This is a genomic window from Microbispora hainanensis (assembly GCF_006874475.1).
GTDB lineage: Bacteria > Actinomycetota > Actinomycetes > Streptosporangiales > Streptosporangiaceae > Microbispora > Microbispora hainanensis.
In genome coordinates this window covers 84242-110704 of sequence record NZ_VIRM01000024.1, presented here as the reverse complement: position 1 = coordinate 110704, position 26463 = coordinate 84242, and the positions used below count along the sequence as shown (strand labels likewise).

Genomic DNA, 26463 nt, shown 5'->3' with positions numbered 1-26463 from the left:
GAAGCTCCGCCGGGCACGGCGATAACCGGTTGCCCGCCGCGACCGGGCGTGGGGACACTCTGCGGCATGAACGTCCCCTACAGGCAGATCCGTGCCGCCTACAGCGAGGAGGCCGTCACCGTCTACCAGGCCTACGATCCGGCGATCGCCGTCAGAGCCGTCGCGGCTCAGAGGTTCGTGCCGCCGTTCAAGCGGGAGCGGATGACCTGGATCAAGCCGTCGTTCCACTGGATGATGTATCGCAGCGGCTGGGCCGCCAAGCCCGGCCAGACCCGCGTGCTCGCCGTCGAGATCACCCGCGACGGCTTCGAATGGGCGCTCGCCCGTTCCTGTCCCAGTCATCCCGGTCCCGGCGACGACCACGCCTCGTGGTCCGCCCGGCTCCGAGACAGCCCCGTGCGGATCCAGTGGGATCCCGAGCGTGACGCCCACCTGAACCCGCTGCCGTACCGGTCGATCCAGATCGGCCTGTCGCGCGAGGCCGTCGACCGCTACGCCGACCAGTGGATCGTCTCCGTCACCGACATCACAGACACACTCGGCGCGGTCCGGGCGGGCGCCTCCGCACCGCCCGCCGAACGGCCCTATCCGCTGCCGCCCGCCCTCGCCGCCGTCATCGGCGCCGCCTGAGCAGGGCCCCGTCTCCCGGCCTGTGCCAGACTGGCGGCGATGGCATCCGATCCCCTCACGCGCGCGACCGCATCCCTGTACGGCCTGGCATTGGGCGACGCGCTCGGTTCCCAGTTCTTCGTGCCCGCCAACCGCGAGGCGCTCGCCGCCCGCACTCTGCCGCCCGGGCCCTGGCAGTGGACCGACGACACGGAGATGGCCTGCTCGCTCTACCGCCTGCTGGCCGGCCGGGGCATGGTCGACCAGGACGCGCTGGCGGCCTCGTTCGCCGCGCACCACGACTTCGACCGCGGCTACGGCCCGGCCACCGGCACACCGCCCGGCGGCGTACGGGACGGGATCGGCGCGGCCCGGCGGCTGCTCACCATCGCCGATCCTGTGCTCGCGGCCCGTGCTCTGGGCAACGGCCGGAACACAGCGGCGCACGACACCCTGCCGTTCACCCTGTGGGCGGCGGCCCGGCACCTCGACGACGTCGAACGGGCGATCTGGACGACGGCGACGGCGGGCGGCGACGTCGACACCACCTGCGCGATCGTCGGCGGCGTCCTGGGTGGCCGCACCGGGCTCGGCGGACTGCCGCGCGACTGGCTGCGCCGCATGGAACCGCTGCCCGGCTGGGCCGAGGTGCCGGCCGGTCTGCGCCCGGAGACGGCGGACGGTTCCTGGCCGCACTCCACGGCCGGAGTTCCGGCGGATCGGTGACCGCGTACGACCGCCCGCTGCTGGAGCCGCTCATCGACACGATCCTGTTGCAGCGCCACGCCCCGCCGCTGGGACGAGCCGACGTCCCTGCGGTCAGGTGGCCGGCCACCCCCGAGGTATCGCTGGCGTGGAAGCTGCTCTGGCTGGCGTCCCGACATCTGGCCGCAGGGCAAGGACCTCTACGACGCCGTCCTGCTCGCCGAGCGCGTGGCGCTCCCCCGTGATCTTCTGTACGGGGTTCTGCGCGACGCGCTCGGGGAGCGCGAGGCCGACGAGTTCGGCCCGGAGACGATCCGTTCCCTCGATGTCGACTGGAACGAGTTCCGCGCCGAATATCCGCAGGTCACCGGTGATCGCTGTGACTGGCTGGAACGGCTGACGAGGGCGCTCGGCCCCGCCTTCGCGGAGGAGTGGCCCCGGATCAGGTGAGACGGCCGACGTAGGCGAGCGCCTGCTTGAGCAGCACGCCCTGGCCGCCGGTCATCTCCTGCTGCACGATCGGGGAGGCCGCCTCCTCGGGCGTGAACCACTCCAGGTCCAGCGCGTCCTGGCGGGGCCGGCAGTCGCCGCGCACCGGGACGATGTACGCCAGGGAGACCGCGTGCTGGCGGGGATCGTGGAACGGCGTGACCCCCGGAGTGGGGAAGTACTCCGCCACCGTGAACGGCGTCGGCGAGACCGGCACGCTCGGCAGCGCGACCGGCCCGAGATCCTTCTCCAGGTGGCGCAGGAGCGCGTCGCGGATGCGCTCGTGGTAGTACACCCGCCCGGACACCAGCGCCCGGCTCACGGTGCCGTCGGCGCCGATCCGCAGCAGCAGGCCGACGCGGGTCACGGTGCCCGTGTCGTCCACGCGCACCGGCACTGCGTCCACGTACAGGATCGGCATCCGGCCCCGCACCGACTCGATCTCGTCGGGAGCAAGCCAGCCTGGCGTCGTTTCGGTCATTTCGGTCACGGCTCGATCGTACTTGCCCAGGCGGGGGGCGGTCCGCATCTCGGAGAGGTTCCCGGTCGGACCTCTACGGCGCTCGCGGCGCATCTGCGAGACGATCCCCGTACGCTGCCCCGGCAGCGGGGAGCCGGAGATCGTCAGTGCGCCGATCGGGCCATGACGGCTCCACGACGCTTGGCAGGCACTCCCGAGGCGAAAGGTCTGGTCATGGTCGAGATCCCCCAGGACTTGCCGATCTTCGAACGTGACGCGGTTCGCATCGTGCTTCGCGATACCGGCGACCGCATCCTGCTTTTCCACACTCATGAACCGACCGCGCCGGAACTCGGCCAGTGGTGGGAACTACCCGGAGGCGGCGTCGACGAGGGCGAGACCTACCGGGAAACCGCGGCGCGGGAACTGCGCGAAGAGACCGGCATCATCATCTCCCCCGAACAGGTCGGGCCGCCGAACTGGAGCCGGACCGCGTCGTTCCGGCACCGCGACCGGCGGCATCTCCAGCATGAGGTCGTGGTCGAGGTACGCCTTGACCAGGCCGGCGACCTGATCGACGAGACCGGGCGCCTCGACTACGAGCGCGAGGACTACTTCGACTTCCGCTGGTGGCCGATCCCCGAAGTGGTGGCCAGCTCCAAACCGTTCTATCCCCGGAGTCTTCCCCGCTTGCTGACCGCCTTCCTGGCCGGGGAGAAGCTCAGCGAGCCGTTCGAACTCTGGTCGTGACCACCGATCAGGCCGGCCCGCGTCGTAGGTGGTGCTCGCCGTGCGGAGGGCCGAGCGGGCGGGCGAGGCGGGGATGCGGTTCGCGCCGCTCCAGCCAGTGGGCGGTCGACAGGGTCGCTCGATCGATCATGTCGGCCGTACCCCGGAAGTCGACGGGCAACACCTCCACCGGGCACAGCGGCGGCAGCACGTGCAGGCGTGTCCGCCGCGTGTTGTGCCTGATCGAGGCGCTGATGCGCTGCTCGCTCAGCAGGTTGTAGCCGTGCAGGGCCATGGCGATCGCCGTCGACGGCGCGGCCGGCAGGTGGCAGGAGAACCCGGGCGCCAGCAGGTACGCCTCGTCGGCCCCCGCGTCCACCGCGTAGTCCAGTGTGGTCAGGTCGGCGACGCCGCCGTCCATGAGCACGTGGTCGCCGATCGCCACGGTGGGATACAGGGCCGGGATCGCGGTGCTGGCCAGCAGGGCCGGCAACGCGGGCCCTCGCGAAAGGATCACCGGCCGCCCCGTCCGCACGTCCGCGGTGAGCACCGACAGCGGAACCCGCGTCTCCTCCAGGGTGCGGATCGGCAGGATGCGTTCGAGGAACCGCCGCAGGGAAGAGTTCTCGAACAGGTAGTTCCGACGGCCCAGCAGCGCCGCGACCAGCGTGGCAGGGTTGACCGGGAACGTGTAGTTGAGCACACCCAGCGCCTGCAGGGCTCCCCGCAGGGGATGAAGGGGAAGGTTTCCGGCCAAGGTACGGAGCACGTCGGGCCCGCTCACCGGATAAACGTCGTGGCTGCTCACCGACAGCCACAGCCGCGCCAGCTCCTCCACGCCTCCGGCGTCGGGGCGGGAGGCGTAATAGGCGCCGTTGAGCGCCCCGATTGAGGCGCCCACCACCATGTCGGCGCGGATCCCGTGAGCGGTGAGCGCGCGGAGCATGCCGACCTGCGCGGCTCCCAGGCTGCCGCCTCCCCACAGGATGAACGCCGTCGTCATCGGCCGCTTCCCCACGTTCCCCCGGCCCCGGTTCCCCCTCCTACCCGTACGCCCCCGTTTCACCCGCCGTACGAAGGGGTGTGGGGTTACGTAAGACAAGGGATTTCGACCGCGCCCTTGTTTATCCTGCCGAGGCGACAGTCGAAAGGCAGGAATCCCCCATGGCCTATGCCGATCAGATTTCTCCCGTTCTCCGTGCCACGTTCGAGATCCTGCGTGAAGCCGGACGGCCGCTGCGGCCCGAAGAAGTTCGGAAGGAAGTCGAAAGCAGAGTGACGATTCCTGCGGAGCTCCGGGGGCCCAACGCCCACGGCCAGGCGCGGTGGTGGGCGCAACTGGGCTTTCGCACGGGCGAGGCCGCCTCGATCGGCTGGATGACCAAGCGGAACGGCTGGGCCATCACCGAAGCGGGAATCCGCGCGCTCGACGACTTCGAGGGCACCGAGCTCTATCAGGAAATGGTGCGCCAATACCGCGCGAGGCGACTGCCGCCGCAGGTACGCGTTTACCGCGACCCCCGCTGGAGCAGCGTCCTGCAGGCCCTGGAGCGTCTGGAGCCGGGCTACTGGACCACGTATGGCGACCTCGCGGCCCTGGTGGGCATGTCGGCACAGGCAGTCGGGGGCTTCATGGCCGAAAGCACCGACGTCGGCAGCGCGCATCGCGTCCTGCAGTCGGGAGGACGGATCTCCCAGCAGTTCCGATGGCCGGACCCGGAACGGACCGATGATCCGCGTGAGGTGCTCGAAAAGGAAGGCCTGACCTTCGACCACGCCGGCCGAGCCGACCCGCAGCGGCACATCACCGCCGATCGCCTCCGCGCGATGCTCGCCGAGGACGGCGTCGCCCTGCCACCCGTGGGAGGTCCCCAGCCTCCGCCTCCGCCCGATCCGACTCCTGCCGCGTTCGAGCAGTTCCAGCAGAACCTCCAGTACGCCCGGCAACTCGTGGACGGGGGTCGCAATCTGGAACGACTCGCGGTCGGCTCCTTCGACGTCACCGACCTCTACCGCGCCGCCTGGACCCAGGCCGTGGCGGCCCTCGACCACTGGGTCACGCGCGAGATCGTCGACCGGGCCGTTGCTCTGGCCCTGAGTCCGGAAGTGCGCCGTCCTCCCAAGTTCAGCAACCTGAGCATCCCTGTTGAGCTGTTCGAGAGGGTTCACCATCACGACGAACCTCTCGGGGACAGCTTCCGCGCCCACCTGGAGAAGCATTTCTCCTTCATGACCTTCCAGAATCCAGAGAAGATCAAGGAAGGGTTCGCGTACGTCAGCACGGTGAACCTCTGGGTGAAGGTCGCCGAGGTCCTGACCGACCAGGACGCCAGGAGCCCGATCACCGCGGACGGCGTCCGTACGAGGCTGCGGGAGATCGCCTGGCGCAGGAACAACATCGCCCACACCGCCGACCACGACCCGCAACGCCCCGGGCAGAAGGCTCCGATCACCGCCGCCGAGGCGGAGGCGACCATCGAGTGGCTCGAAGCGATGGCCATCGCCATCCAGCAAGCCCTCGGAGATCCCCTTCCCGCTATGACCCCCGACGCCGCCGGTGAGCTGCGAGCCGCCCCGGTGACCGCTCAGGCGGAACCGGCCACAGGCCCGCGGGGAAAGCGCGCGTGGGACGAGCCCAGCTTCCTCCAGGCCGTGGAGGAGTACTGCCCCGCCGGAGTGCGCGACACGCTGCTGGCCGTCTACCGTCATGCCGAGAGCCACCCGTCCTTCCATGAGTACTACTTCGGCGAAGGCGAGTATCCCTCGGTCACCGCCTGGTTCAACCTCGGCTCCGACAAGGCATCCGTGTGGAGCATCTACACAGGGCCGGCCAAGTCGGTCCTGGCCGTCAACTTCGGGTCCATACGCAGTCACGGCGCTTCACGAGAACGTATGACACGACTCGCCGAGAGGCTCAGCGTCCTTCCGAGATCGGCCCACCTCCGCGACCAGCTCGAATCCGCCGACTACGGCAAGTACCCGTCGTTCCAGCCGGAAGCCCTCACACGTCCGGAGGCCCGGGAGGTCATCATCACGGCGCTGAACGAGTTCCTGACCGGCGAAACGCCCCGCTGACCGTGGCGAACAGCAGCAACGGCAGGCCGCCCCGGATTGGCTCCTGACGCTGCAGCCCGCACCGGGGAGAACGACGGGACGTGGCCCCTCGGCCTCATTCCGGGGACTGACACGTCTTACCTCGCGGCTATTTCTGTCAGATTGACAAAAAGCTAGTCTCAGCCGCATGACCGAGGACCAATGGGTGCCGCCCGTCGTTCTCCTCGCGGTCGATCTGGTGATCCTGACGTTGCGCCGGTCGCGCCTGCACGTACTGCTCGTCGAACGCGGTATCGAGCCGTACAAGGGTGCTCTCGCGCTACCCGGCGGGTTCCTCCAGCACGCCGAGGAAGAGATCACCGCCGCGGCTCACCGGGAGCTGGCGGAGGAGGCCGACCTCGACGTCGAAACCCTCCGCCTCGAACAACTGGGCGTGTACGGAGACCCGGGGCGCGACCCACGTGGCCGAGTCGTATCGGTGGCGTACCTGGCCATCGCACCCCGCCTGCCGGAGCCGACCGCGGGAACGGATGCGGCCGATGCAGGATGGCAACCCGTCGAAGGGGTGCTCGCCGACGACCTCACGCTCGCCTTCGACCACCGGCGCATCATCTCGGATGGTGTAGAGCGCGCTCGCGCCAAGCTTGAACACTCCTCCCTCGCCACGGCCTTCTGCGGACCGACATTCACCATCACCGATCTGCAGGACGTGTACGAGGCGGTCTGGGGGATCCCGCTCGACCCCAGGAACTTCTATCGCAAGGTCCAGAAGACCGAAGGCTTCATCGTCCCGGCAGGGACAGCCCGCAAAGCCACCGGCCGGCCCGCTCGCCTGTTCCGGGCCGGTCCGCGCACAGTCCTCTATCCGCCGATGGTGCGGCCAACCGAGCCACCGAGCCCAAAGGAGCAGGAGAGTGAGTGACCGCCCGATCGTGATCCTCACCGCGCTTGACCTGGAATATCAAGCGATCCGCAGGAAGCTGCTCGACCCGGAGTTACACCGTCATCACCACGGCACGCGCTTCGAGGTCGGCCGCCTCGACCGCAACCGCTGCCGACTGGCCCTGGCTCATGTCGGGACTGGCAACCAGTCGGCGGCAGTGCTGGCCGAACGCGCCATCAATGAGTTCCACCCGGCCGCGCTGCTGTTCGTGGGCGTGGCGGGCGCCCTGCACTCCCACATCGATCTCGGGGACGTCGTCGTTGCGACCCGTATCTACGCCTACCACGGTGGGACGAGCGAGGACGACGGGCTCAAGAGCCGCCCCCGCAGCTGGGAGACATCGCATGCCGCCGACCAGATCGCGCGCCACATCGGCCGCATCGGCGCGTGGACGCGTGATCTCCCTGATCCCGGCCGTGCCCCGCAGGTGCACTTCGGCCCGATCGCGGCCGGTGAGGTGGTCCTGAACTCCCAGGTGTCCGGACATGCCCGGTGGATACGGCAGAACTACAACGACGCCGTCGCTGTCGAGATGGAGGCCGCCGGAGTGGCCCAGGCCGGGCACCTGAACAGCGCACTTCCCGTCATCGTGATCAGGGGCATCAGCGACCGGGCCGACGGAACCAAGGAGGTGGCCGACCGCGACCAGTGGCAGCAGCGGGCCGTGGCCAACGCCGCGGCGTTCGCGGCGGCGCTGGCCGAAGAGATCGCCGCCGAGGACCGGGACGGTGGCTGGCTGACGAGGAGCACGGCGGCGAAAGGATCCACCATGCCCGAGCACGGGGCGACGTACAACATCGCACGTGACAACGCCCGGGTCGGCGTTCAGGCCGGAGTCGTCCACGGCGATGTTCGGCTCGGCTTCGAACCTGATCGGCCGACCGACCTGACGGAGGCGCTCGCCGGGTTCCGCTCCCAGCTCAAGCACGCACGGGACAACGGTCGCCTCGACGAGGACACCTATATCGCGGCTCAGGAGGAGCTTGCTGCGGCCGAGGAGGCCCTGCAGACGAAGGCGCCGCAGAGCAAGGGCAGACTGACCATGGCTCTCAAGAAGCTCCGCGGGTTGATCAGCGACGTCGGCGAGCTGGCGACGGAGCTCGCGGCCATCATCGCTCTCGCGCAGGCCTTGTCATGACGCCTCCGCAGGACACCACGACGAACGTCGCCGCCGACGACGCCCAGGTCGGCGTTCAGGCCGGCGTCGTGCATGGCGATGTCTACTACTACGCGGTCGCCCCGGATTCGCCGCCGGAGAAGAAGTTTGAAATCGGCGTCCATTTTCTGGAAGGCGGCGCGGCGGGGCGGGCCTTACGGCTCATCGACGAGGCACGTGCATCCAACTACGTAACGAACCGAGTGTGCTTCTACTGGCCGCTCGCCATGGTCAGCGGCAGGACCCGCCGGGAGCTGTCCGCCCAAGAGGCGGCCCGCCTCCGCGACTCGGACCGCTTCCTCCCGCTTACCGGCGACGACTTCTGGGCAGACGGCGTGCGGGTCATCCGCCGGCTCCTGGGCGCCGCGGAGAAACCCGGCGCGGACGTCCGCCTTCTGATGGCAGAGCTCGACGAGCTCCGCCCGACTCATCGGACCACGATCCTGCGCCATATGGGGCTGTTCCTCGACGGGTCGATCAAGGACCAGCTGTGGCATCTCACCCTCCGAGACGCCCGCGAGCAGCAGAAGGCCGGCAACCGCGAGAACCGGGTCTGGAAGTTCTTCGAGCCGGAGCCGGCCACCCCCCAGGTGCGACAGCCCGAGCAGCCGACGGTTCCCGTTGCGACCTGGCTCAAGGCGGTGGCGGGGACGCTGGTCTCCGTACCGGCAACCGTGCACATCGGCCTGCTACTGGTTCAGGGCGGCCGGGTCTCCGCTCTGCTCGCCTACCTGGTGAGTATCAGCGGGGGTTGGCTCGCCGCCCGCGCGGGCCTGGAATGGTGCTTCCGTTCGGGCCGCCGCAAGGCGACCGACGAGGCGTACGGGCTGACACCACGCCCCAGAACCGACACGTCTCCTGATCGCTTCGCGCGGAGAATCGACAATCGGCTCGTGTACTACCTCGCCAAGTACGTGCCGGACGGGATGGACCGCGAGGTGTGGCTCACGTGGACGGCCGGCATCCGCAGGCGTATTCGTGACGAGATCGCGGACGCGTACCGTGACACAGGCATCAAGGTCGAGGCGTTCAACTGGCTGATCCGCCATCGGGTGGACGAAGTGGTGCGCCGGTGGAGAGGCGGCACGCTGTGGAGCTACCGTCAGGAACTGGCCACTCCCCCGCCCACGATGGCGACGGCCATGCTCGGCGCGATGGCCTTCGCCGCCGGAGGAGCCTGGGCGGCGGGCGGCGCGATGCAGACCAATTGGCCTACCGGGATTCCGTCGGTCGTCCTGGCCGTCGCAGCCGGCTGGATCGCCGTAAGCGCCTGGCTGCGGATCGCCCTCGAACGCCGCCGATACAGGGCCGACGAGTCCGATTCCAAGGAAGTGTCGGCCGAGTGCGATAAGGCCTACATCCGATGGAAGAAGCGGCTTGCCGACAAGCCCGACGACGGAGAAATGGCCACCTGGCTGGACTGCGACCGCAAGATGCTGCTGGACGAGGCGCTGCGGCACTACCGGCTCAAGATGAGCGACGTCGTCGCTTACGCCTTCATCGAGGCGCGGAGCGGTTCGGCGACCCGGGCGCGGGTCAAGGGCGGTCCCTGGCGATACCGGAAGTACGACATGAAGATCTTCATCATCACCGCCGACGGGGTACGGCAGTGCAACGCCAAGCTGGACTTCGAGGCCGGCACCTTCCATGATCGGAATCGGCTGAACTACCGCTTCGAGGCGGTCACGGCCGTCCACGTCCAGCAGGCGGACGACAACTCGCATACCTTCGAGCTCTCCCTCATTGACGGCCAGAAGTTCACCGCTCAAATGATCGGGCCGGAACTCGAGGAACAGCAGCAGCCTGAGGATCCCAAAGATGTCTCCGAAGTGTCTCTGGATGCAGCGGGCCTGCGCCACACGCTCCATGTCCTCGAGGGTGTCGCCGCGGAGGGCAAGGCGTGGATGACGCGTGAGCGGGGCGGCCGATGACGAAGCGCTGCACCCCGGCCGGCCTGACACTTACCACTAGCCGCTCAGGTGGACCATGGCCGCGTAGAGCTGCTCTCCGGTCAGCGGAGGTTCCGGCAGTTCGTGCCGGTTCTCGGCCCGGAACGCGTCGATCATGAGATGCAGGTTGCGCCGCCAGGCCTGGGGTGCGGCGTGGCTCGTGGCCTCGATGATGCGGCCGTTGGCCCAGACCAGGGTGATGATGTCGGCCTCGGTGATGTCCGGGCGCACGACGCCGTGCTCCTGGGCGCGGTGCAGGATCTTCTCCAGGAGCTGGTAGAGCCGGTCGTGCATCGCCTCGGTGCGCTCGCTGGCCGGGAAGCGCATCGAGACCAGGTCGTTGAATCCGCGGTCTCCGGCCTGCATGCCGAACAGCGCTTCGAGGAAGACGCAGAAGCCTTCCCACGCGTCGTCCATGGCCAGGGCGTGTTCGGCGGTCTCGACGAACTTCTGCACCTTGGGTTCGAAGACGGCCAGCAGGAGATCGACGCGTGTGGGGAAGTGCCGGTAGAGCGTGCCGATCGCCAGGCCGACGTCGCGGGCGATCTGTTCCAGGGAGGCGTCGACGCCGTGCGCCGCGAACGCGGCCTGAGCGGCGGCGATGAAGCGCTCCCGATTGCGCTGCGCATCCCGACGCCGCGGCCGGGCCGGGGAGGCGGGCTCTTCGGCGGATCGCGACATGATCCCAGGATATCGAGATGAGGCACCCCTCAGATAACCCATCATGAGGGGTGCCTCATGTTAGTGCTACAGTCGAATCAACCTGAGGCATGCCTCACGATACGGATCCGCTCGACCGGCTGACCCTGGAGGGCACGCATGAGCACCCCCGACCGCGCCCCACGACCAGAGAAGAGCACCCCCCGATGAGCGAACATGACGCGACCGAGTCCGTGGAGCGGGAGAGGGTTCGCTTCACCAGCGGCGACACCGAGTGCGCCGCCTGGCACTATCCGGGAACCAACGGCGCCTGTGTGATCATGGCCGGAGGGTTCGCGGTGCCCAAGGAACCGGCCACCGACCTGTTCGCGAAGCGGTTCAACCAGGCCGGATTCGCGGTCCTCGCCTTCGACTACCGCCGCCTCGGGGAGAGCGGCGGGCGACCGCGCCTGGCCCTCCCGGTGAGGGACCAGCTCGACGACTGGCAGGCCGCGATCGGCTTCGCCCGGACTCTGCCGGGAGTCGATTCGACCAGGCTCACGGTCTGGGCCTTCTCCGCCTCCGGCGGTCACATCTTCCGCGTCGCGGCGCGCAACCCGCAGCTTGGCGCGGCGATCGCGCAGACGCCGAACGCCGACGGTCCGGCCATCGCCCGCAACGCCGCACGTCACCAGAGGCCGCTCGCGATGCTGCGGTTCACCGGTCGCGCCGTTCTCGATGCCCTCGGCGGTCTCGTGGGTCGCCCGCCGCGGCTGGTGCCGCTCGTCGGAGAGCCGGGGACCGTCGCGATGCTCACGACGCCGGACGCCCTCGACACCGGCCGCGCGCTGCGTCCGGAAAGGTACCCGGACTGGCAGCAGAGTGTCGCCGCCCGTTCAGCGCTTCGCCTCACGGTCTACCGGCCCGGCCGGTACGCGGCCGGGGTGCGGTGCCCACTGCTCGTCTTCGTCTGCGACCAGGATCAGACGTCACTCGTCGAGCCGTCCGTCCGGGCGGCGAACCGTGCTCCCCGCGGAGAGCTCGTCCGGATATCCGGCGGGCATTACGCCCCGTTCCTGGAGAAGCACGAGCAGGCCGTCGAGGCGCAGCTGTCCTTCCTGCGCCGGCACCTGCTCGAACCTGCGCGAGCGGATCGCTCCGCGCCCGTTGATCGCGTACGGCGCCGAGGAACAGGAACGTGAAGAAGATCGAGCTGTCCGCAGGGACGATCGAGTACGTGGACACCGGCGGCAGCGGGCCCACGCTCGTGCTGTTGCACGGATTGATGATGGACGCCTCGCTGTGGGACGAACTGATCTCCGGCCTGTCCGCCGACCACCGGTGCGTCGCGCCGACGCTGCCGCTCGGGGCGCATCGTCACGCGATGCGCCCCGACGCCGACCTGTCGCTGCGCGGGACGGCCCGGCTGGTCGCGGAGTTCCTCGAACGCCTCGACCTGCGTGACGTCACCCTCGTCGGCAATGACACGGGCGGAGCGCTCGTCCAGCTGCTCATGTGCGACGGCGCCGCGCCCGTGGGGCGCGTCGTGCTCGCCTCCTGCGATGCGTTCGACCGCACGGACAACTGGCCGAAGTGGACGACAGCTACACCCTCATCCCCCTGGACCAGCCGGAGAGACTCGCTCGGCTCATCCGAGACTTCACAGGCGTGGGCCCCGGGTGAGGAGTGGATCAGCGGACGGGGAGGCCGGTGACGGCGCGGCCGATGATGAGGCGCTGGATCTCGCTGGTGCCCTCGAAGATGGTGAAGATCTTGGCGTCGCGGTGGAAGCGCTCGACCGGGTGCTCGCGGGTGTAGCCGGCCCCGCCGAGGATCTGGATGGCCTGCTCGCTCGTCCAGACGGCCGTCTCGCTCGCGACCAGCTTGCTCATCGAGCCCTCGGCCTGCTCGAACCGCCGGCCGTGCCGGGCCATCCAGGCCGCCCGCCAGGTCATCAGCCGGGCGACGTCCACCCGGGTGGCCATGTCGGCCAGCAGGAACGCGACCGCCTGGTTCTCCCCGATCTTGCGGCCGAACTGCTCGCGCTCACGGGCGTAGTCGCGGGCGTACTCGTAGGCCGCACGCGCCACGCCGACGGCCATGGCGGCGACGAGGGGGCGGGTGGTCTCGAAGGTCCGCATCGCGGCCTGCTCGCCGGACCGCGCGCCGGCGCGTACGCGGGCGAGTCGCTCGTCCAGCTTCTCCTTGCCGCCCACCAGGCACCGGCCGGGCACCCGTACGTCGTCCAGGACCACCTCGGCCGTGTGCGAGGCGCGGATGCCGTGCTTCTTGAACTTCTGCCCCTGGGACAGGCCGCGCGTGCCGGGCGGAACCACGAAGGACGCCTGGCCCCGGGTGCCGAGCGAGGGGTCGACCGAAGCGACGACGACGTGCACGTTGGCGATGCCGCCGTTCGTGACCCAGGTCTTCACACCGTTGAGGACCCACTCGTCCTTCGCCTCGTCGTAGACCGCACGCGTCCTGATCGCGCCGACGTCGCTGCCGGCGTCCGGCTCGGAGGAGCAGAACGCGCCGAGCTTGACGTCGTCGGCGGTCCCGAACATCTGGGGCAGCCACTCCCCCATCTGCTCGGGGGTGCCGTTCGCGGCGATGGAGGCGGCGGCGAGGCCGGTGCCCACGATCGACAGGCCGATGCCGGCGTCCCCCCAGAACAGCTCCTCGAACGCCACGGGCAGGCCGAGCCCCGACTCCTCGAACCACTGCTGGGCGAAGAAGTCCAGCGAGTACAGCCCGATCTTGGAGGCCTCCTGGATCACCGGCCAGGGCGTCTCCTCGCGCTCGTCCCACTCCGCCCCAGCCGGGCGGACGACGTCCCGGGCGAACTCGCGGACCCAGTCGCGCAGTTCGCGAAGGTCGTCGCTCAACTCGGGGCAGAAGGTCATCGGGGGCTCTCCTCTCGTAGGGGTGTTACCAACGGTAACACTAGGAGGGAGCCCGATCAGCGCAGCCGGGACGCGTACTGCGGGACCGTCGCCATCGGCGGTCGCTCGGCCACCCCGACGTCCCTGGTCAGCGGGCGGTGCCCGGCAGGCCCGCGTTCGAACTGGACGAGCCGCGCGGACGGCTCGTGCAACGGAACGATCTTGTCCTGGCGCTCCAGCCGCGCCCAGGCGGTGTGCATGATCTGCCCGGCCATCCTGCCGAGCGCCTCCGTCGACTGGTGCGAGTGGACGCGGCGGCCCAGGTCGACCTGGGCGAGCGCGTCCAGTCCCACCATGTCGAGGAGGTCGATGAGAAGCCCCAGCTCCACGCCGTATCCGGTGACGAACGGCGCCCGTTCCAGGACCGAACGGCGGCCGGCGTACTCACCGGCGAGCGGCTGCACGAACCCGGCGAGCAGCGGCCAGTGCAGGTTGAGCAGCGGACGGGCGACCAGCTCGGTGACCCTGCCTCCGGCGTTCGGTTCCGTCGCGCCGAGCAACGGCCGGTCGTAGCACGCCTTCACGTATCCGACCGCGGGGTCGGCCAGCAGGGGCCCCAGCAGGCCGGTCACGAACGAGGTGCGGAACTCGCGCAGGTCGGCGTCGACGAACACCACCAGGTCGCCGCTCGTCACCGCGAGGGACTTCCACAGCGCCTCGCCCTTGCCGTCGTAGTCCGGATCGTGCAGCTCGGGCAGGATCTCGTCCTGCGCGAAGACCTTCGCCCCCGCGCGTAAGGCCCGGGCCGCCGTGTCGTCGGACGACCGGGAGTCGATCACGACCAGCTCGTCCACGAGCGGGACGGCCTCGACGAGGTCGCGCCGCACGGCGGAGACGATCTCCCCGACCGTCTCCTCCTCGTTCCTCGCGGGCAGCACCACCGAGATCGTGGTGCCTCCCTTGGCGGCCAGCAGGGCGCGGGCCGGCCAGTCGGCCGCCGACGAGGTACGCCGACTCAGCCAGGCCTCCACCTCAGCCAGCACGCCCGTCCTCCCCCTGTGCGCCACGTTTTACTGGCATCACCTTATGCGGCGGCCGGAAGAGGCGATCAGCACGAGCCCCCTCCCAGCGCCGGCACCCCCGCCATGCCGTACACGAGGGCGGCGAAGCCGTACGGCGCCGCGGCCGAGGCCGGGGCACATGCCGGCGCCGGTGAACAGCGCCGCCCTGCGGACCGGGAAGACCCGGGCCTCGGCCCAGGCCTTCCCTCGATCCCCCTGCATGTGCCGGACCAGGCGGCAAGGATCAGCTGCGCAGGCTCCACCGCTGGTTGTCCTGCCCGTTGCAGGACCACAGGATGAGTTTCGTGCCGTTCGCGGTGGCGGCGCCGTTGGCGTCCAGGCACAACCCGGACTGCACACCGGTGATGGTGCCGTTGCCGTTGACGTTCCACTGCTGGTTGGCCTGGCCGTTGCAGTCCCAGATGATCACCTGGGTGCCGTTCGACGTACCCTGGTTGTACGCGTCCAGGCACTTGTTGCCGTACACCTGCAACTGCTTCCCGGAGGTGTAGGTCCAGCGCTGCATGGTGCCGCCCCAGCAGTCCCACAGCTGGACCTGGGTGCCGTTGGCGGTGCTGCCGTCCGGCACGTCGACGCACCTGCCGGACTGGCCGCCGACGATCTCGACGTTCTGCTGCGGGCTGCCGCCTCCGGCCGACGCGTAGCCGGCGGCGGCGATGTTCGCCTGTACGGCGTTCTCGGTGGCCTCCGTCGGATAGCCGGAGGTCAACACGCCCTCATAGAAGGTGCCGCGCCCGGAGACGCTGTTGTCGCCGCCGATGCCGAGCAGGATGGCGCCTTCCTTCTTCATCGGGTTGTAGCCGTTGGGGCGACGTCCGTCGAAATAGGTCGTCAGGCCGCCCGACTGCGCGTTGCCGCCCCGGATCGCCCAGTGGTTCGGCTCGCCCTTGACGATGGCGGTGACGAAGCGGTGGTTGATGGGTGCGAGGTCGTTGTAGCCCGCGTTCACCCCGGAGAACAGTCCCCACTCCAGATCGGCCATGATCCAGGGACCGGCTCCGGATCCGTAGCCCCACTGCTTGTCGGCGCCGAAGTAGACCGTCTCCATGATGGCGGGGGCGTCGGCCTGGCCGTCCGTCTGCGCGTTGCCGTAGTCGAAGCAGCACCACTGGTTGTAGTGCGTGCCGTCGACGACGGCGTAGATGCCCTCGGGCTGGTCGCCGGTCGCGACACCGTTGGTGCTGTTGTTGCGGTAGCCGGTGCCGGGAGAGATGTAGACGCCGTAGGCCTTCTGGCCTCCGATGGTGATCGGGGCCGCCTTCGCGTCGGCGAGGTTGTCCCATCCGCCGGCAGCGGGACCGGGCCAATAGCCGGGTGGCGCCTGGGTGAGCCGGTTGTTGCGGCCGGACTGGTCGTAGATGATCGTGATCACGCAGGTGGTGCCGGAGCAGAACGAGTCCTGTGTGGCGGCGTCGGCCACGCCGCCCGCGCTGAGCACCCCGATGTCGCGGGTGGCGTTGTCCGAGGAACGGCGCACCTGGTAGAGCGGGCCGTTGTAGCCGCCGTAGAGAGCGCGCGTCGTGCTGTGCGCCGCCACACACGGCGTCCCGCCCGCGGCGTAGATGTCACACGGCCCCTGCGTGGCGGCCTCCGACGGTGCGGAGAGGCCGACGAGCAGGCCGGCGGCGACCACCGCGCTCGCCCCGGCTGCGAACGCCCTTCTCAGTCTTCCCAAAACCATGACGCCTTCTTCTCTCGGTCAGGAATCATGAGCGGACGGCGGCAGCCCGGCCAGGCGGTGTTAGCGCTAACATCAATCGACGCCCGACATCGATTCGCGGTTTGACGGTAATGCGGAGTCAATGCGCTGAAGGCTTCTGCGTCAAGGGCAAAGATGTGATGTCTCAGGCGGCCCGGTGCCGCCGGCGCACCGCTTGGACTCTTCCATTACCGCGGTCACCCCGCATCGGTGGGATGTCGTGAAACTTTCATCCGTGAGCCCGCCACCCGTCAGCCGTGGGCGGCGTGGCGCTCCAGGAACGCGTACACGTCGGCCTCGTCGACACCGGGGAACGACCCGGGCGGCAGCGCGGCGAGCACGTGGGAGTTGGCGCGCGCCGACGGCCAGGCGTAGCCCTCCCAGCGCTGCGCGAGCTCGGCCGGCGGGCGGCGGCAGCACTCACCGTTCGGGCAGTTCGAACGGGTGCGGTGGGTGGTCTCGCGCCCGCGGAACCAGCGCGACTCCCGGTAGGGCACACCGAGGGTGATCGCGAAGTCCTTCTCCTGCGACGGGTCCACGTGGGCGATGCAGAAGTACGTGCCGGTGGGCGAGTCGGAGTACTGGTAATAGACCGAGAACCGGTCGGGCGAGAGGAACACCTGGCGGCCCGACCACTGCTGGCACATCCGCTGGCCCTCGATCGCCCCCTGCTCGTCGGCGGGGAAGACGATCCCGTCGTTCTCGTACGCCTTGTAGATGATCCCTCCGGCGTCGTTGCGCACGAAGTGGCAGACGATGTCGAGGTGGCGGGTGGCGATGTTGGTGAACCGGTGCGCCGCCATCTCGTAGGACACCGCGAACACGTCGCGCAGGTCCTCCACCGACAGCGCCTTGTCCTGCTTGGCCTCCCGCAGGTAGGGCACGGCCGCCGCCTCGGGCACGAGGACGGCCGCGGCGAAATAGTTGGCCTCGACCCGCTGGCGCAGGAAGTCGGCGAAGTCGCGCGGCTTGTGGTGCTGGAGCGCGATGTGCCCGAGCGTCTGCAGCAGCACGGTGCGCGGCGTGTGCATGCCGAGCTGCTGGCGTTTGACGTAGATGCGCCGGTTGCGCAGGTCGGTCACCGATCGCGCCGAGCGCGGCAGGTCAGGCGCGGTGTGCACGGTGAACCCGAAGTGCGACACCAGCGCCTGCACGGTGCTCTCCGACAGCGCGCCGGTCCGGTAGCCGACGGCGGTCAGCGCCTCGGCGGCGGCCTTCTCGATCTCCTCGAAGTAGTTGCCCAGCTCGCGCTGCTTGCGCCGCAGCTCGGCGTTGGCGGCCCGCGCCTCCTCCGGCGTGGCCGTGCCCTTCGCCTCCCTGGCCTTGAGCTCCTCGAACAGGCCGAGGATGTGTTCGAGCACGTCGTTGGGCACCCGCGACGAGACCTTCAGCCGGCTCAGTCCGAGCCCCGCGTAGAGCGGGTCGCGCTGGGCCTCCTCCAGTGCGATCTCGAGCTGGGCCCGCCGGTTCGGCGCCTGCCTGCGCAGCAGCTCCTCCACCGGGACGTTCAGCGCGGCGGCGAGCGACTTCAGCAGCGAGAGTTTGGGCTCGCGCTTGCCGTTCTCCAGCAGCGACAGCTGGCTGGGCGCACGCCCGACGCGCTCGCCGAGCTCGGAGAGCGTGAGACCGCGCTGCTTGCGCAGGTGCTTGAGCCGCTGACCGAAGGCCAGGAGATCGAGCTCGTGCGTCAAAGACAGCGGTTCTTCGCCCAGGACGGAGGTCATAACCCGATCTTATGCGGAAAATCGGCGTTTCTTCCAACGAGACCCGATCCACTCCGCGCGGATTGGTCTAGTCCACAGCGAAAACTATGCGGTTCTTCACTGTCGAATACCCGTCAGTCTTGCGCAGGACGGAAGATTTGTGGTTCTTTCGCCCGACCACTCCTTGTGAGTGTCTTGATATCGACACAAACTCGGAAGCAAGCCCCAGGTGACGACAACGTACGCAACAAGGGAGTGACCGGAGATGTCGGATCGCCTCACCGCAGCCGCCCAGCGGCTGCAGCAGGACTGGGAGACCAATCCGCGGTGGACGAACGTCGAGCGGACCTACACGGCCGAGGACGTGATCCGCCTGCGCGGCTCCGTGCAGGAGGAGCACACGCTGGCCCGGCTCGGCGCGGAGCGTCTGTGGGACCTGCTGCACCACGAGGACTACGTCCACGCCCTGGGCGCGCTGACCGGCAACCAGGCGGTCCAGCAGGTGAAGGCGGGCCTCAAGGCCATCTACCTGTCCGGCTGGCAGGTGGCCGCGGACGCCAACCTCAGCGGTCACACCTACCCCGACCAGAGCCTCTATCCGGCCAACTCGGTCCCCGCCGTGGTCCGCCGGATCAACAACGCGCTGCTGCGTGCCGACCAGATCACCTGGGCCGAGGGCGACGAGGAGGCCCCCCACTGGCTGGCGCCCATCGTGGCCGACGCCGAGGCCGGCTTCGGCGGCGTGCTCAACGCGTTCGAGCTGATGAGGGCGATGATCGCGGCCGGCGCCGCGGGCGTCCACTGGGAGGACCAGCTCGCCTCGGAGAAGAAGTGCGGCCACCTTGGCGGCAAGGTGCTGATCCCCACCGGCCAGCACATCAAGACCCTCAACGCGGCCCGCCTCGCGGCCGACGTGGCGGGCGTCCCCACCCTGGTCATCGCGCGGACCGACGCCCAGGCCGCGACGCTCCTGACCAGCGACGTGGACCCCCGCGACCAGGCCTTCTGCACCGGCGAGCGCACCGCCGAGGGCTTCTACCGGGTCCGCAACGGCGTCGACGCCTGCGTCGCCAGGGGCCTCGCCTACGCGCCGTACGCCGACCTGCTGTGGATGGAGACCTCCACGCCCGACCTCGACGTGGCCCGCGCGTTCGCCGAGGCGATCAAGCGGGAGCACCCGGAGCAGATGCTGGCCTACAACTGCTCGCCGTCGTTCAACTGGAAGAAGCACCTGGACGACGCGACGATCGCCAAGTTCCAGCGCGAGCTGGGCCACATGGGATACAAGTTCCAGTTCATCACCCTGGCCGGCTTCCACTCGCTGAACTACTCGATGTTCGACCTGGCCAGCGGCTACGCCCAGGAGGGCATGACGGCGTACGTCGGGCTCCAGGAGGCCGAGTTCGCCGCCGAGCGGCACGGCTACACCGCCACCCGCCACCAGCGGGAGGTCGGCACCGGATACTTCGACCTGGTCAGCACGGCCGTCGCGCCGGACTCCTCCACGACGGCCCTGAAGGGCTCGACGGAGGAGGCACAGTTCGCAGGGGCTCACTAACCACAGCGGGCATATCGGGACACAGGTCGGTGGCGGGCCCCGCCGTCCGTCCGCAGGTCACCCTCGGGGATCTGACGGATCGGCGGCGGGGCCGCGCCGTGTTCGCGGCCGGGTCAGGGCTCCCGGCGGTCAGACGCGCAGGGCGCGGGCGTACCAGCGGCCGTCGAGCGCGTCGATGCGCAGCCGGCGGCCGAAGCAGCCGGACAGGTTCGGGCCGGTGAGCACGTCGTCGACGGGACCGGCGGTCAGGATGCGGGTGTCCCGCATGAGCAGCGCGTGCGTGGTGGTGGCCGGCACCTCCTCCAGGTGGTGCGTGACCATCACGGTGGTGAGCCCCTGCCGGGTGCGGGCCAGGTCTTCCAGCGCCTCGATCAGGTCCTCCCGCGCCGGCAGGTCGAGACCCGCGAACGGCTCGTCGAGCAGCAGGATCGCCGGGTCGGCCATCAGCGCCCTGGCCACCCGGATGCGGGCCCGCTCCCCCTGCGAGCACACCTGGAACCTGCGGTCGGCCAGGTCCTTGCAGCCGAGGTCGGCCAGCAGCCGGTGGGCCCGCTCCCGCTCCTCGTCGCCATACCGGTCCCACAGCGGCGCGCTCGTCCCGGTGTGGCCGGTGAGCACGACGGTCAGCGCGGTCGCGCCCTCCTCCTCCAGCAGCGACTCGTCCACGAGCCGCTGGCTCGCCGCGACCAGGCCGATGCTGCGGCGCAGTTCCCGGAGGTCGACGCTGCCGAGCCGCCGTCCGAGCACCCTGGCCGTCCCCGAGCTCGGGTGCCGTACGGCCGCGGCGACCGAGAGCATCGTCGTCTTCCCGGCGCCGTTGGGGCCGAGGATCACCCAGTGCTGGCCGTGCTCCACCCGCCAGTCGGCGCCGGTCACCAGGGTCCGGCCGACCACGCGGACGGTCACGTCGTCGAGTTCGAGAGCTGCTTCCATGAACAGACAGCATGCTGCACGCGGGCACGCGCTCGAGACGTCGTATCAGGGAATGGACGGGGCGGGGGTGGCCACCACGCTGGGCGGCGGGCTTGCCGGCGGGGTGCCGCCCGGGTCCGGCGGCGGCGACTCCCCGTCGCCCCACTGCGGCTCCTGGCTGACGCCTGAGGACGGGACCGGGGAATGAGCCTGCCCCGGCTGACCGGGCTGCCCGGCGTGGCCCGGCTGTCCGGGATGTCCCGGCTGTCCGGGGCGTCCTGGGCGGCCCGGCGGGGATGGCCGGGGCGGACGGCAGTCCCTCGGCCGCCCGGTGACGCAGCGCCCGTCGCCCGGATGCAGGGTCATCCCGGCCGGTGCCGGCGAGGGCGGCGAGGTCGGCCGGCCGTCGTCCGTGGTCACGGGCGCGGGCGTCGAGCCGGGCGGCATGGTCCGCGTGGCCGTCACCGTCACCCTGGGCCGGGCCGCGTCCGCGATGGGCACCACCGGCGGGCCGGTGCGGAGCGCGTCCTCCGGCGGCAGCGCGCTGTCCTCACCGGGGATGACCACGGGCGCCGCGGGCGGCGGATCGGCCGTGCTCTCCATGTGGGCCGACCCGGCGCCCGCCGCGACCACCGTCACCGCGGCGATCGTCACGGTGGCGAGCGCCGCGAAGCCCGCGTGGGACACCTGTCCCCGCGACCGCGCCGCCCGGCGCCGCTCCGCCCTGCCCTCCGGTGCCGGCCCCTGTGTCGCTTCCCCGGAGGCGCGGTTCCGTGTCCCCTGAGTGGCCCGGCCGGGGACGGCGCCCGCCGGATAGGGCACGGGCTGCCAGATCTCGTCGAGCACGGCCGCGACCGCCCGCCGGGGGTCGCTGGTCGCGCGGACCCCGCCCGCCGCGAGCAGGGAGGCCAGCAGCCACGCCGCGTCCGGACGGTCGGCGGGCTCGCGCTGCAGCGCCGCCGCCACGGCGCCCCACAGCAGCCTCGGCACGGCGTCGATCCGGGGCTCCTCGACCAGGATGCGCCGGGTGAGCGCGTCGAGGTCGCCCCCGCCGAACGGATGCAGCCCGGTCGCCGCGAACGCGACCAGGCAGCCCCAGGAGAAGACGTCGGAGGCGGGGATGGCGTGGTGACCGCGCAGCCGCTCGGGCGCGACCCAGCCCGGGCTGCCCATGATCTGCCCGGCCTGCGTGTGCGCCATCGCGACGTCGAGGTCGCGGGCGATCCCGAAGTCGATGACGAACGGCCCGCGCGGCGACAGCAGCACGTTGCCCGGCTTGAGGTCCCGGTGCACCAGCCCGGCCTCGTGCGTGGCCACGAGCGCGGCGGCCGTGCCGAGGGCCACGCCGTACGCGAGGTCGGGGGTGAGCGCCCCCCGGGCGGAGACGACCTGGGAGAGCGCGGGGCCGGGGACGTATTCGATGACGAGGTAGGGCCGCTCACCGTCGAAACCGTCCTCGATGACGGCGGCCGTGCAGAACGGCGCCACGCGCCGGGAGAGCGCGACCTCCTCGGCGAAGCGGGCCCGCAGCGTGGGGTCCCCCAGGTGCACCGGATGCGGCGTCTTCAGCGCGACGTATCCCCCACTGGGGTGCTCGGCCAGGTAGACGACTCCCATTCCGCCGCTGCCCAGCCGGCCGAGCAGCAGGTAGCGCCCGATGACGACCGGGTCGCCCACGGTCAGCGGGCGCACACCGGGAGGCATGCCGTTCTGGGAAGCCGTTCCGCCACGTGCCATACGGACGCTACCTCTCTCGAAGTGCCGCACAGCCACTGTGGCCGGTTGGAACGCACCCCGCGCCGAAGTAGCGCCAAGCGGCATGAGAGGTAAGCCCAATGGCACCTTTAGGTAAGGCCAGCCGGAGAAACCGCAGGTCACATTGGTCTCATAAACCACAAATGAGCGCCGTTCCCCGCATAAGCACCCCGATCGCCTCCCGCGCGCGCTCCCCGCCGGCACGCCTATCGCCGGCCGAAAGTAGATCAGGCGGCCTCGGCGCCGGAGGTGGAGGAGTGGGCCCGGACGGCGTCGAGGAAGCGGGAGACGTGGTCGAAGAACAGGCGGCCTTCGGGGAGGGCGTCGGCGAAGAGGGGGAAGATGTGCGGCATGCGGTTCCACTCCTCGTAGGTCACCTGCACGCCGTTCTCGCGGGCGCTGACCGCGACCCGGCGGGCCTCGTCGCGCAGGACCTCGGTGGAACCGGTGACGATCATCAGTGGGGGGATGCCGGTGTAGTCGCCGTACACGGGGGACACGAGGGGGTCGCAGCGGTCGAGGCCGTCGGTCCAGCGGCGGGCGAGCCAGTCGACGCGGCCGGCGGGGAGCATGGGGTCGGACCAGGCGTTGGCGCGGTGGCGGCCGGAGCTGAGGTCGGCCCAGGGGGACAGGCAGATGCCGGCGGCGGGGAGGGGCATGCCCCGGTCGCGGAGGGCCAGCAGCGTGGCGAGGGTGAGATGACCTCCGGCCGAGTCCCCGGCCAGCACGATGTCCCCGGCGGCGTATCCGAGGCCGAGCAGGCACTCGTACGCCTGGAGCGCGTCCGACAGCGACTCGGCGAGGGAGTGGACCGGGCCCTGGCGGTAGTCGAGGGAGAACACCGGACGGCCGGCGGCGGCCGACAACCGCCACGTGATCGGCCGGTGGGTGGCCGGGGAGCAGACGAAGTAGGCCCCGCCGTGGAAGTAGAGCAGCACCTTGCCCTCGTCCAGGCCGGAAGCTCCGCGCACCCATTCTCCCGTGCACGAGCCGAACCTGTCTGGAACGATGGACACGTGCTTGGGGAGGATGCCGGGGACCCGCTCGCCGAGGCACATGATGCGGCTGGCCACGGCCATCCCCGCGGTGTTGCGCACGAGGATGGTGGAGATCGGCTTCATGGTGCCCCGCAGGACTCCGTTGATCGCTGTGGCCTGCCAGCTGACCGGATATTCCGGACGTACGTCCACATTCAGCTCATGTCCCATACAAGCCTCCCAAAAGGGACATTCCCCGTTAGGTCATCCGTTCTACCGGTAGGCATGTTTCACTCACTTCACAGCAAGGTTACGACAAGATAACGGCGCAGGACATGAGGCACTTATGACGGTGATCCCCGGCCACGGCGCCGCCGTCTCCCTCTATCCGCGGCTGGCCTGGTACGGCTTCCGCAGGCACGCGACCTACTGGGCCGCCGCGCTGGCCGGGGCGTTCACCAACACCGTCTTCGGCGTGCTCCGCGCGTACGTGCTGATCGCGCTGTGGCAGGCCCGTCCCGGCCTCGGCGGGTACGACGCGGCGGACGCGGTCACCTTCACGTTCCTCACGCAGGCGTTCATCGGCCCGATGCAACTCTTCGGCGGCGGCCTCGACCTGCCGGAGCGGATCCGCACCGGCGACGTCGCGCTCGACCTGGTCCGCCCGGCGTCGCTGCAGTTGTGGTGCCTGTCGGAGGACCTGGGCCGGGCGGTGTACCTCTTCGTCGTCCGCGGCGGCCCGCCGACCCTCGTGGGCGCGCTGCTGTTCGGCATCGTCGCCCCGCACGCCCCGGCCGCGTTCTTCCTGAGCGTCGCCCTCGGCGTGGTCGTCAGCTTCGCGTGGCGCTACATCGTCGCGCTGGCCACCTGCTGGGTGATGGACGACCGGGGTCTCGCGGTGCTGTCGATGGTGCTCACGACGTTCTTCAGCGGGCTCATGCTGCCGCTGACGATCTTCCCCGGATGGTTCGGGGACCTGTCCCGGGCGCTGCCGTGGTCGGCGATGGCACAGGTGCCCGCCGACGTCTATCTCGGCACGGCCGATCCCGCCCGCGCCCTCGGCTTCCAGGCCCTGTGGGCGGCCGTCCTGCTGGCGCTGGGCGCGCTGATGACCGGCGCCGCCCGCAGGAAGGTCGTGATCCAGGGTGGGTGAGCGCCCGTGATCAGGACGTACGCACTGCTCGCCTGGACGTGGACGCGGGCGGCGGCGCAATATCCGGTGTCGTTCGCGCTCATGACGGCGGGCGGGGTGGTGGTCGGCGGCCTCGACATCGCGGCCATCTGGGTGATCTTCGCCAACACCGGCACGCTGGCCGGCTTCGGGCTGACCGAGGTCATGTTCCTCTACGGCGCGTCGCAACTGGCGTTCGCGCTCGCCGACCTGCTGTTCGGCAACCTCGACAGGATCAGCCGGCACATCGTGTCCGGCACGCTCGACGTCATGCTGATCCGGCCCGCGGCGCCCTTCGTGCAGGTCGCCTCCGACCGGTTCACGCCGCACCGGATCGGCCGGTCGATCCAGGCGGGTGCCGTGCTCGCCGTGGGCCTGTCGCGGCTGGACGTCCCGCTCGGCCGCGTCTGGATGGTGCCGGTCATGGTCGTCTCGGGCGTCGTGATCTTCGCGGCGCTCTTCACGCTCGGCGGCGCGCTGCAGTTCCTGCTCACCGCCGCCCCCGAGGTGGCCAACGCGTTCACGTACGGCGGGGCGACGCTCACGCAGTATCCGCTGAGCGTCTACGACCCCCGCATCGTGCGGGGACTGACCTTCGGGCTGCCGCTGGCGTTCGTCAACTGGCAGCCGGGCCTCTATGTGCTCGGCCGGCCAGATCCGCTCGGGCTGCCGTCGTGGACGGGCCTGCTGTCCCCCGCCGCCGCGCTCGCGCTGGCCGCCGTCGCCGCGCTCGCGTGGCGGGCGGGGATCCGCCGCTACCGATCGACGGGGAGCTGAGACGAGTGATCGAGGCAGACGGGGCCGGGAGAACTTTCAGGGTCCGCGGCCGGGTCGTGCACGCCGTACGGGACCTGTCCTTCCGGGTCGCGGCCGGGGAGTTCGTCGCGTGCCTCGGCCCGAACGGCGCGGGCAAGTCCACCACGATCAAGATGCTGACCGGGATCCTCACGCCCACGTCGGGCCGGGTCAGGGTGGCCGGTCTCGACCCCTCCCGGCGGCGTACGGCTCTCGCCCGCAGGATCGGCGTCGTCTTCGGCCAGCGGACGACCCTGTGGTGGGACCTGCCGCTGCGGGACAGCCTGGAACTGGTCCGGCTCCTTTACAAAGTAGATCGCAAGGTGTTCCGGGAGCGGCTCGACGAGATGTGCGACCTGCTCGACCTGGGCGGCTTCCTCGCGACGCCGGTGCGCCAGCTCAGCCTGGGCCAGCGGATGCGCGGCGACATCGCCGCCGCGCTGCTGCACGACCCCGTCGTGCTCGTGCTGGACGAGCCGACGATCGGGCTCGACGTCGTCAGCAAGGCGGAGGTGCGCGACTTCCTGCGGCGGCGATGCGCGGAGCACGGGACGACGGTGCTGCTGACCACCCACGACCTGGGCGACGTGGAGCGGCTGTGCCGGCGCGTGCTGCTGATCGACCACGGCCGGCTGGCCTTCGACGGCACCGTGGACGAGCTGCGGGCGACCGCGCCGGGACGCGCCTCGATCGAGGACGTCGTGGCCGAGCTCTATCTCAGAAGCCGTACGACTCCTCGTACTCCTCCTCTTCCTCTTCCTGCTCCGGACGGGCCCAGCGCGACGGCATGAGCACCGGGAGGAACAACGCGACGCCGAGCAGGGCGTACACGCCGGAGGACAGCAGCATGAGCGTCCCCCGGCCGGCCTGCAGCAGCTCGGCCTGCACGGACGGCCCGGTGGGCACGAGGCTCGCGGCGCGCGACACGTCGAGCACGTAGACCACGGTCCAGGCCAGCAGCGCCATCGACGGGATGAACGTCGCCAGCGGGGACACCCGGCCGACCAGCACCAGCCCGAGCAGCAGGCCCACAAGGGCCATCACGCCGATGGCGATCAGCATCCGGGTGTCCTTGGCCGGGTCGACGATCTGTGCCGCTCCCCGGACCAGCTCCTGGGACGCCCATCCACCACCGAGGAGAAGAGCCGCCGCGACGACAACGCCAAGGAGCAGCCCGAAGAAGTGCCGCATGAACA

General features: G+C 70.2%; 25 protein-coding genes. 14 read left to right on the top strand and 11 right to left on the bottom strand.

The features are described 5' to 3' along the window. The first annotated feature begins 66 nt into the window (after window positions 1-66). From FLX08_RS20425 to FLX08_RS20415, 3 genes are all read left to right on the top strand, one after another. A complete protein-coding gene (locus FLX08_RS20425; RefSeq protein ID WP_142620471.1) occupies window positions 67-630 on the top strand; it encodes a DUF4291 domain-containing protein in 564 nt (187 codons plus the stop codon). A 39-nt stretch (window positions 631-669) separates the two neighbouring features. Next, the gene (locus tag FLX08_RS20420; RefSeq protein ID WP_142620470.1) at window positions 670-1335 is read left to right on the top strand and encodes an ADP-ribosylglycohydrolase family protein; all 666 of its coding nucleotides are present in this window, start codon (window positions 670-672) and stop codon (window positions 1333-1335) included. 207 nt (window positions 1336-1542) lie between these two features. Next, complete coding sequence (locus FLX08_RS20415; RefSeq protein WP_142620469.1) at window positions 1543-1764, top strand: hypothetical protein; 222 nt, start codon at window positions 1543-1545, stop codon at window positions 1762-1764. On the opposite strand, the gene FLX08_RS20410 is transcribed toward FLX08_RS20415, so the two are convergent. Next, window positions 1757-2293: an NUDIX hydrolase family protein gene (locus tag FLX08_RS20410; protein WP_244312778.1), complete on the bottom strand. Its 537-nt coding sequence runs from the start codon at window positions 2291-2293 to the stop codon at window positions 1757-1759. The genes FLX08_RS20415 and FLX08_RS20410 overlap by 8 nt on opposite strands. Before the next feature lie 204 nt (window positions 2294-2497). Here FLX08_RS20410 and FLX08_RS20405 point away from each other — a divergent pair, with 204 nt between their 5' ends. Beyond that, on the top strand, window positions 2498-3013 hold the full coding sequence (locus tag FLX08_RS20405) for an NUDIX hydrolase (RefSeq protein ID WP_142620468.1): 516 nt from the start codon (window positions 2498-2500) through the stop codon (window positions 3011-3013). Window positions 3014-3020: 7 nt separating this feature from the next. Here the strand turns inward: FLX08_RS20405 and FLX08_RS20400 are convergent, their stop codons facing one another. Continuing rightward, window positions 3021-3995: a patatin-like phospholipase family protein gene (locus tag FLX08_RS20400; RefSeq protein WP_142620467.1), complete on the bottom strand. Its 975-nt coding sequence runs from the start codon at window positions 3993-3995 to the stop codon at window positions 3021-3023. 272 nt (window positions 3996-4267) lie between these two features. On the opposite strand from FLX08_RS20400, the gene FLX08_RS20395 reads away from it, so the two are divergent. The 4 genes from FLX08_RS20395 to FLX08_RS20380 all read left to right on the top strand — a co-directional run bounded on the left by FLX08_RS20395 (window position 4268) and on the right by FLX08_RS20380 (window position 10076). Then, window positions 4268-6067, top strand: coding sequence for an MGMT family protein (locus tag FLX08_RS20395; protein WP_167530496.1), 1800 nt, complete (start codon window positions 4268-4270; stop codon window positions 6065-6067). Between the two features lie 166 nt (window positions 6068-6233). Further along, window positions 6234-6968: an NUDIX hydrolase gene (locus FLX08_RS20390; protein ID WP_142620465.1), complete on the top strand. Its 735-nt coding sequence runs from the start codon at window positions 6234-6236 to the stop codon at window positions 6966-6968. Then, on the top strand, window positions 6961-8127 hold the full coding sequence (locus FLX08_RS20385) for a 5'-methylthioadenosine/S-adenosylhomocysteine nucleosidase (RefSeq protein WP_142620464.1): 1167 nt from the start codon (window positions 6961-6963) through the stop codon (window positions 8125-8127). Before FLX08_RS20390 ends, FLX08_RS20385 begins: the two co-directional genes overlap by 8 nt. Then, the gene (locus tag FLX08_RS20380; RefSeq protein ID WP_142620463.1) at window positions 8124-10076 is read left to right on the top strand and encodes a hypothetical protein; all 1953 of its coding nucleotides are present in this window, start codon (window positions 8124-8126) and stop codon (window positions 10074-10076) included. The genes FLX08_RS20385 and FLX08_RS20380 overlap by 4 nt, the downstream gene beginning before the upstream one ends. Before the next feature lie 36 nt (window positions 10077-10112). On the opposite strand, the gene FLX08_RS20375 is transcribed toward FLX08_RS20380, so the two are convergent. Continuing rightward, a complete protein-coding gene (locus tag FLX08_RS20375; RefSeq protein WP_142620462.1) occupies window positions 10113-10775 on the bottom strand; it encodes a TetR/AcrR family transcriptional regulator in 663 nt (220 codons plus the stop codon). Between the two features lie 185 nt (window positions 10776-10960). On the opposite strand from FLX08_RS20375, the gene FLX08_RS20370 reads away from it, so the two are divergent. Then, entirely contained in the window at window positions 10961-11935 is a 975-nt protein-coding gene (locus FLX08_RS20370; protein WP_142620461.1) for an alpha/beta hydrolase, read from the top strand. Continuing rightward, entirely contained in the window at window positions 11932-12447 is a 516-nt protein-coding gene (locus tag FLX08_RS20365; protein WP_208761556.1) for an alpha/beta fold hydrolase, read from the top strand. Before FLX08_RS20370 ends, FLX08_RS20365 begins: the two co-directional genes overlap by 4 nt. On the opposite strand, the gene FLX08_RS20360 is transcribed toward FLX08_RS20365, so the two are convergent. The 4 genes from FLX08_RS20360 to FLX08_RS20345 form a co-directional block, all read right to left on the bottom strand. Beyond that, window positions 12425-13636 (bottom strand): acyl-CoA dehydrogenase family protein, encoded by a 1212-nt coding sequence (locus FLX08_RS20360; protein WP_142620460.1) that lies wholly within the window; start codon window positions 13634-13636, stop codon window positions 12425-12427. The genes FLX08_RS20365 and FLX08_RS20360 overlap by 23 nt on opposite strands. A 56-nt stretch (window positions 13637-13692) precedes the next feature. Beyond that, window positions 13693-14658 carry a glucosyl-3-phosphoglycerate synthase gene (locus tag FLX08_RS20355; RefSeq protein ID WP_142620459.1) on the bottom strand — a complete coding sequence of 322 codons (966 nt, stop codon included), beginning with the start codon at window positions 14656-14658 and terminating at the stop codon, window positions 13693-13695. A 262-nt stretch (window positions 14659-14920) separates the two neighbouring features. Continuing rightward, window positions 14921-16378, bottom strand: coding sequence for an arabinofuranosidase catalytic domain-containing protein (locus FLX08_RS42190; RefSeq protein WP_142620458.1), 1458 nt, complete (start codon window positions 16376-16378; stop codon window positions 14921-14923). A 269-nt stretch (window positions 16379-16647) separates the two neighbouring features. Further along, complete coding sequence (locus tag FLX08_RS20345) at window positions 16648-18120, bottom strand: helix-turn-helix domain-containing protein (RefSeq protein ID WP_244312777.1); 1473 nt, start codon at window positions 18118-18120, stop codon at window positions 16648-16650. Window positions 18121-18364: 244 nt separating this feature from the next. On the opposite strand from FLX08_RS20345, the gene aceA reads away from it, so the two are divergent. Next, window positions 18365-19657, top strand: a complete 1293-nt coding sequence (gene aceA / locus FLX08_RS20340) for an isocitrate lyase (protein WP_142620457.1) — start codon at window positions 18365-18367, stop codon at window positions 19655-19657. A gap of 129 nt (window positions 19658-19786) precedes the next feature. On the opposite strand, the gene FLX08_RS20335 is transcribed toward aceA, so the two are convergent. The 3 genes from FLX08_RS20335 to FLX08_RS20325 all read right to left on the bottom strand — a co-directional run bounded on the left by FLX08_RS20335 (window position 19787) and on the right by FLX08_RS20325 (window position 23532). Continuing rightward, the gene (locus tag FLX08_RS20335) at window positions 19787-20590 is read right to left on the bottom strand and encodes an ABC transporter ATP-binding protein (protein WP_142620456.1); all 804 of its coding nucleotides are present in this window, start codon (window positions 20588-20590) and stop codon (window positions 19787-19789) included. A gap of 45 nt (window positions 20591-20635) precedes the next feature. Beyond that, complete coding sequence (locus FLX08_RS20330; protein WP_167530495.1) at window positions 20636-22306, bottom strand: serine/threonine-protein kinase; 1671 nt, start codon at window positions 22304-22306, stop codon at window positions 20636-20638. Window positions 22307-22551: 245 nt separating this feature from the next. Next, window positions 22552-23532, bottom strand: coding sequence for an alpha/beta hydrolase (locus FLX08_RS20325; protein WP_142620454.1), 981 nt, complete (start codon window positions 23530-23532; stop codon window positions 22552-22554). A 115-nt stretch (window positions 23533-23647) separates the two neighbouring features. Between FLX08_RS20325 and FLX08_RS20320 the strand changes: the two genes are divergently transcribed. From FLX08_RS20320 to FLX08_RS20310, 3 genes are read left to right on the top strand one after another with little or no spacing between them, the layout of a single operon-like run. Continuing rightward, window positions 23648-24454, top strand: a complete 807-nt coding sequence (locus FLX08_RS20320) for an ABC transporter permease (RefSeq protein ID WP_142620453.1) — start codon at window positions 23648-23650, stop codon at window positions 24452-24454. 6 nt (window positions 24455-24460) lie between these two features. Then, window positions 24461-25249, top strand: coding sequence for an ABC transporter permease (locus FLX08_RS20315; RefSeq protein WP_244312776.1), 789 nt, complete (start codon window positions 24461-24463; stop codon window positions 25247-25249). A 5-nt stretch (window positions 25250-25254) separates the two neighbouring features. Further along, complete coding sequence (locus FLX08_RS20310; RefSeq protein WP_142620452.1) at window positions 25255-26058, top strand: ABC transporter ATP-binding protein; 804 nt, start codon at window positions 25255-25257, stop codon at window positions 26056-26058. Here FLX08_RS20310 and FLX08_RS20305 read toward each other — a convergent pair. Next, window positions 25985-26458: a hypothetical protein gene (locus FLX08_RS20305; protein WP_142620451.1), complete on the bottom strand. Its 474-nt coding sequence runs from the start codon at window positions 26456-26458 to the stop codon at window positions 25985-25987. The two genes, FLX08_RS20310 and FLX08_RS20305, sit on opposite strands and share 74 nt — an antisense overlap. Window positions 26459-26463: the final 5 nt, after the last annotated feature.

Coding starts and splice junctions, on each gene's coding strand:
- FLX08_RS20425 (WP_142620471.1), top strand. CDS start 67: ATGAACGTCCCCTACAGGCAGATCCGTGCCGCCTACAGCGAGGAGGCC.
- FLX08_RS20335 (WP_142620456.1), bottom strand. CDS start 20,590: ATGGAAGCAGCTCTCGAACTCGACGACGTGACCGTCCGCGTGGTCGGC.
- aceA (WP_142620457.1), top strand. CDS start 18,365: ATGTCGGATCGCCTCACCGCAGCCGCCCAGCGGCTGCAGCAGGACTGG.
- FLX08_RS20325 (WP_142620454.1), bottom strand. CDS start 23,532: ATGGGACATGAGCTGAATGTGGACGTACGTCCGGAATATCCGGTCAGC.
- FLX08_RS20305 (WP_142620451.1), bottom strand. CDS start 26,458: ATGCGGCACTTCTTCGGGCTGCTCCTTGGCGTTGTCGTCGCGGCGGCT.
- FLX08_RS20420 (WP_142620470.1), top strand. CDS start 670: ATGGCATCCGATCCCCTCACGCGCGCGACCGCATCCCTGTACGGCCTG.
- FLX08_RS20375 (WP_142620462.1), bottom strand. CDS start 10,775: ATGTCGCGATCCGCCGAAGAGCCCGCCTCCCCGGCCCGGCCGCGGCGT.
- FLX08_RS20370 (WP_142620461.1), top strand. CDS start 10,961: ATGAGCGAACATGACGCGACCGAGTCCGTGGAGCGGGAGAGGGTTCGC.
- FLX08_RS20320 (WP_142620453.1), top strand. CDS start 23,648: ATGACGGTGATCCCCGGCCACGGCGCCGCCGTCTCCCTCTATCCGCGG.
- FLX08_RS20400 (WP_142620467.1), bottom strand. CDS start 3,995: ATGACGACGGCGTTCATCCTGTGGGGAGGCGGCAGCCTGGGAGCCGCG.
- FLX08_RS20380 (WP_142620463.1), top strand. CDS start 8,124: ATGACGCCTCCGCAGGACACCACGACGAACGTCGCCGCCGACGACGCC.
- FLX08_RS20390 (WP_142620465.1), top strand. CDS start 6,234: ATGACCGAGGACCAATGGGTGCCGCCCGTCGTTCTCCTCGCGGTCGAT.
- FLX08_RS20405 (WP_142620468.1), top strand. CDS start 2,498: ATGGTCGAGATCCCCCAGGACTTGCCGATCTTCGAACGTGACGCGGTT.
- FLX08_RS20345 (WP_244312777.1), bottom strand. CDS start 18,120: ATGACCTCCGTCCTGGGCGAAGAACCGCTGTCTTTGACGCACGAGCTC.
- FLX08_RS20330 (WP_167530495.1), bottom strand. CDS start 22,306: ATGGCACGTGGCGGAACGGCTTCCCAGAACGGCATGCCTCCCGGTGTG.
- FLX08_RS42190 (WP_142620458.1), bottom strand. CDS start 16,378: ATGGTTTTGGGAAGACTGAGAAGGGCGTTCGCAGCCGGGGCGAGCGCG.
- FLX08_RS20360 (WP_142620460.1), bottom strand. CDS start 13,636: ATGACCTTCTGCCCCGAGTTGAGCGACGACCTTCGCGAACTGCGCGAC.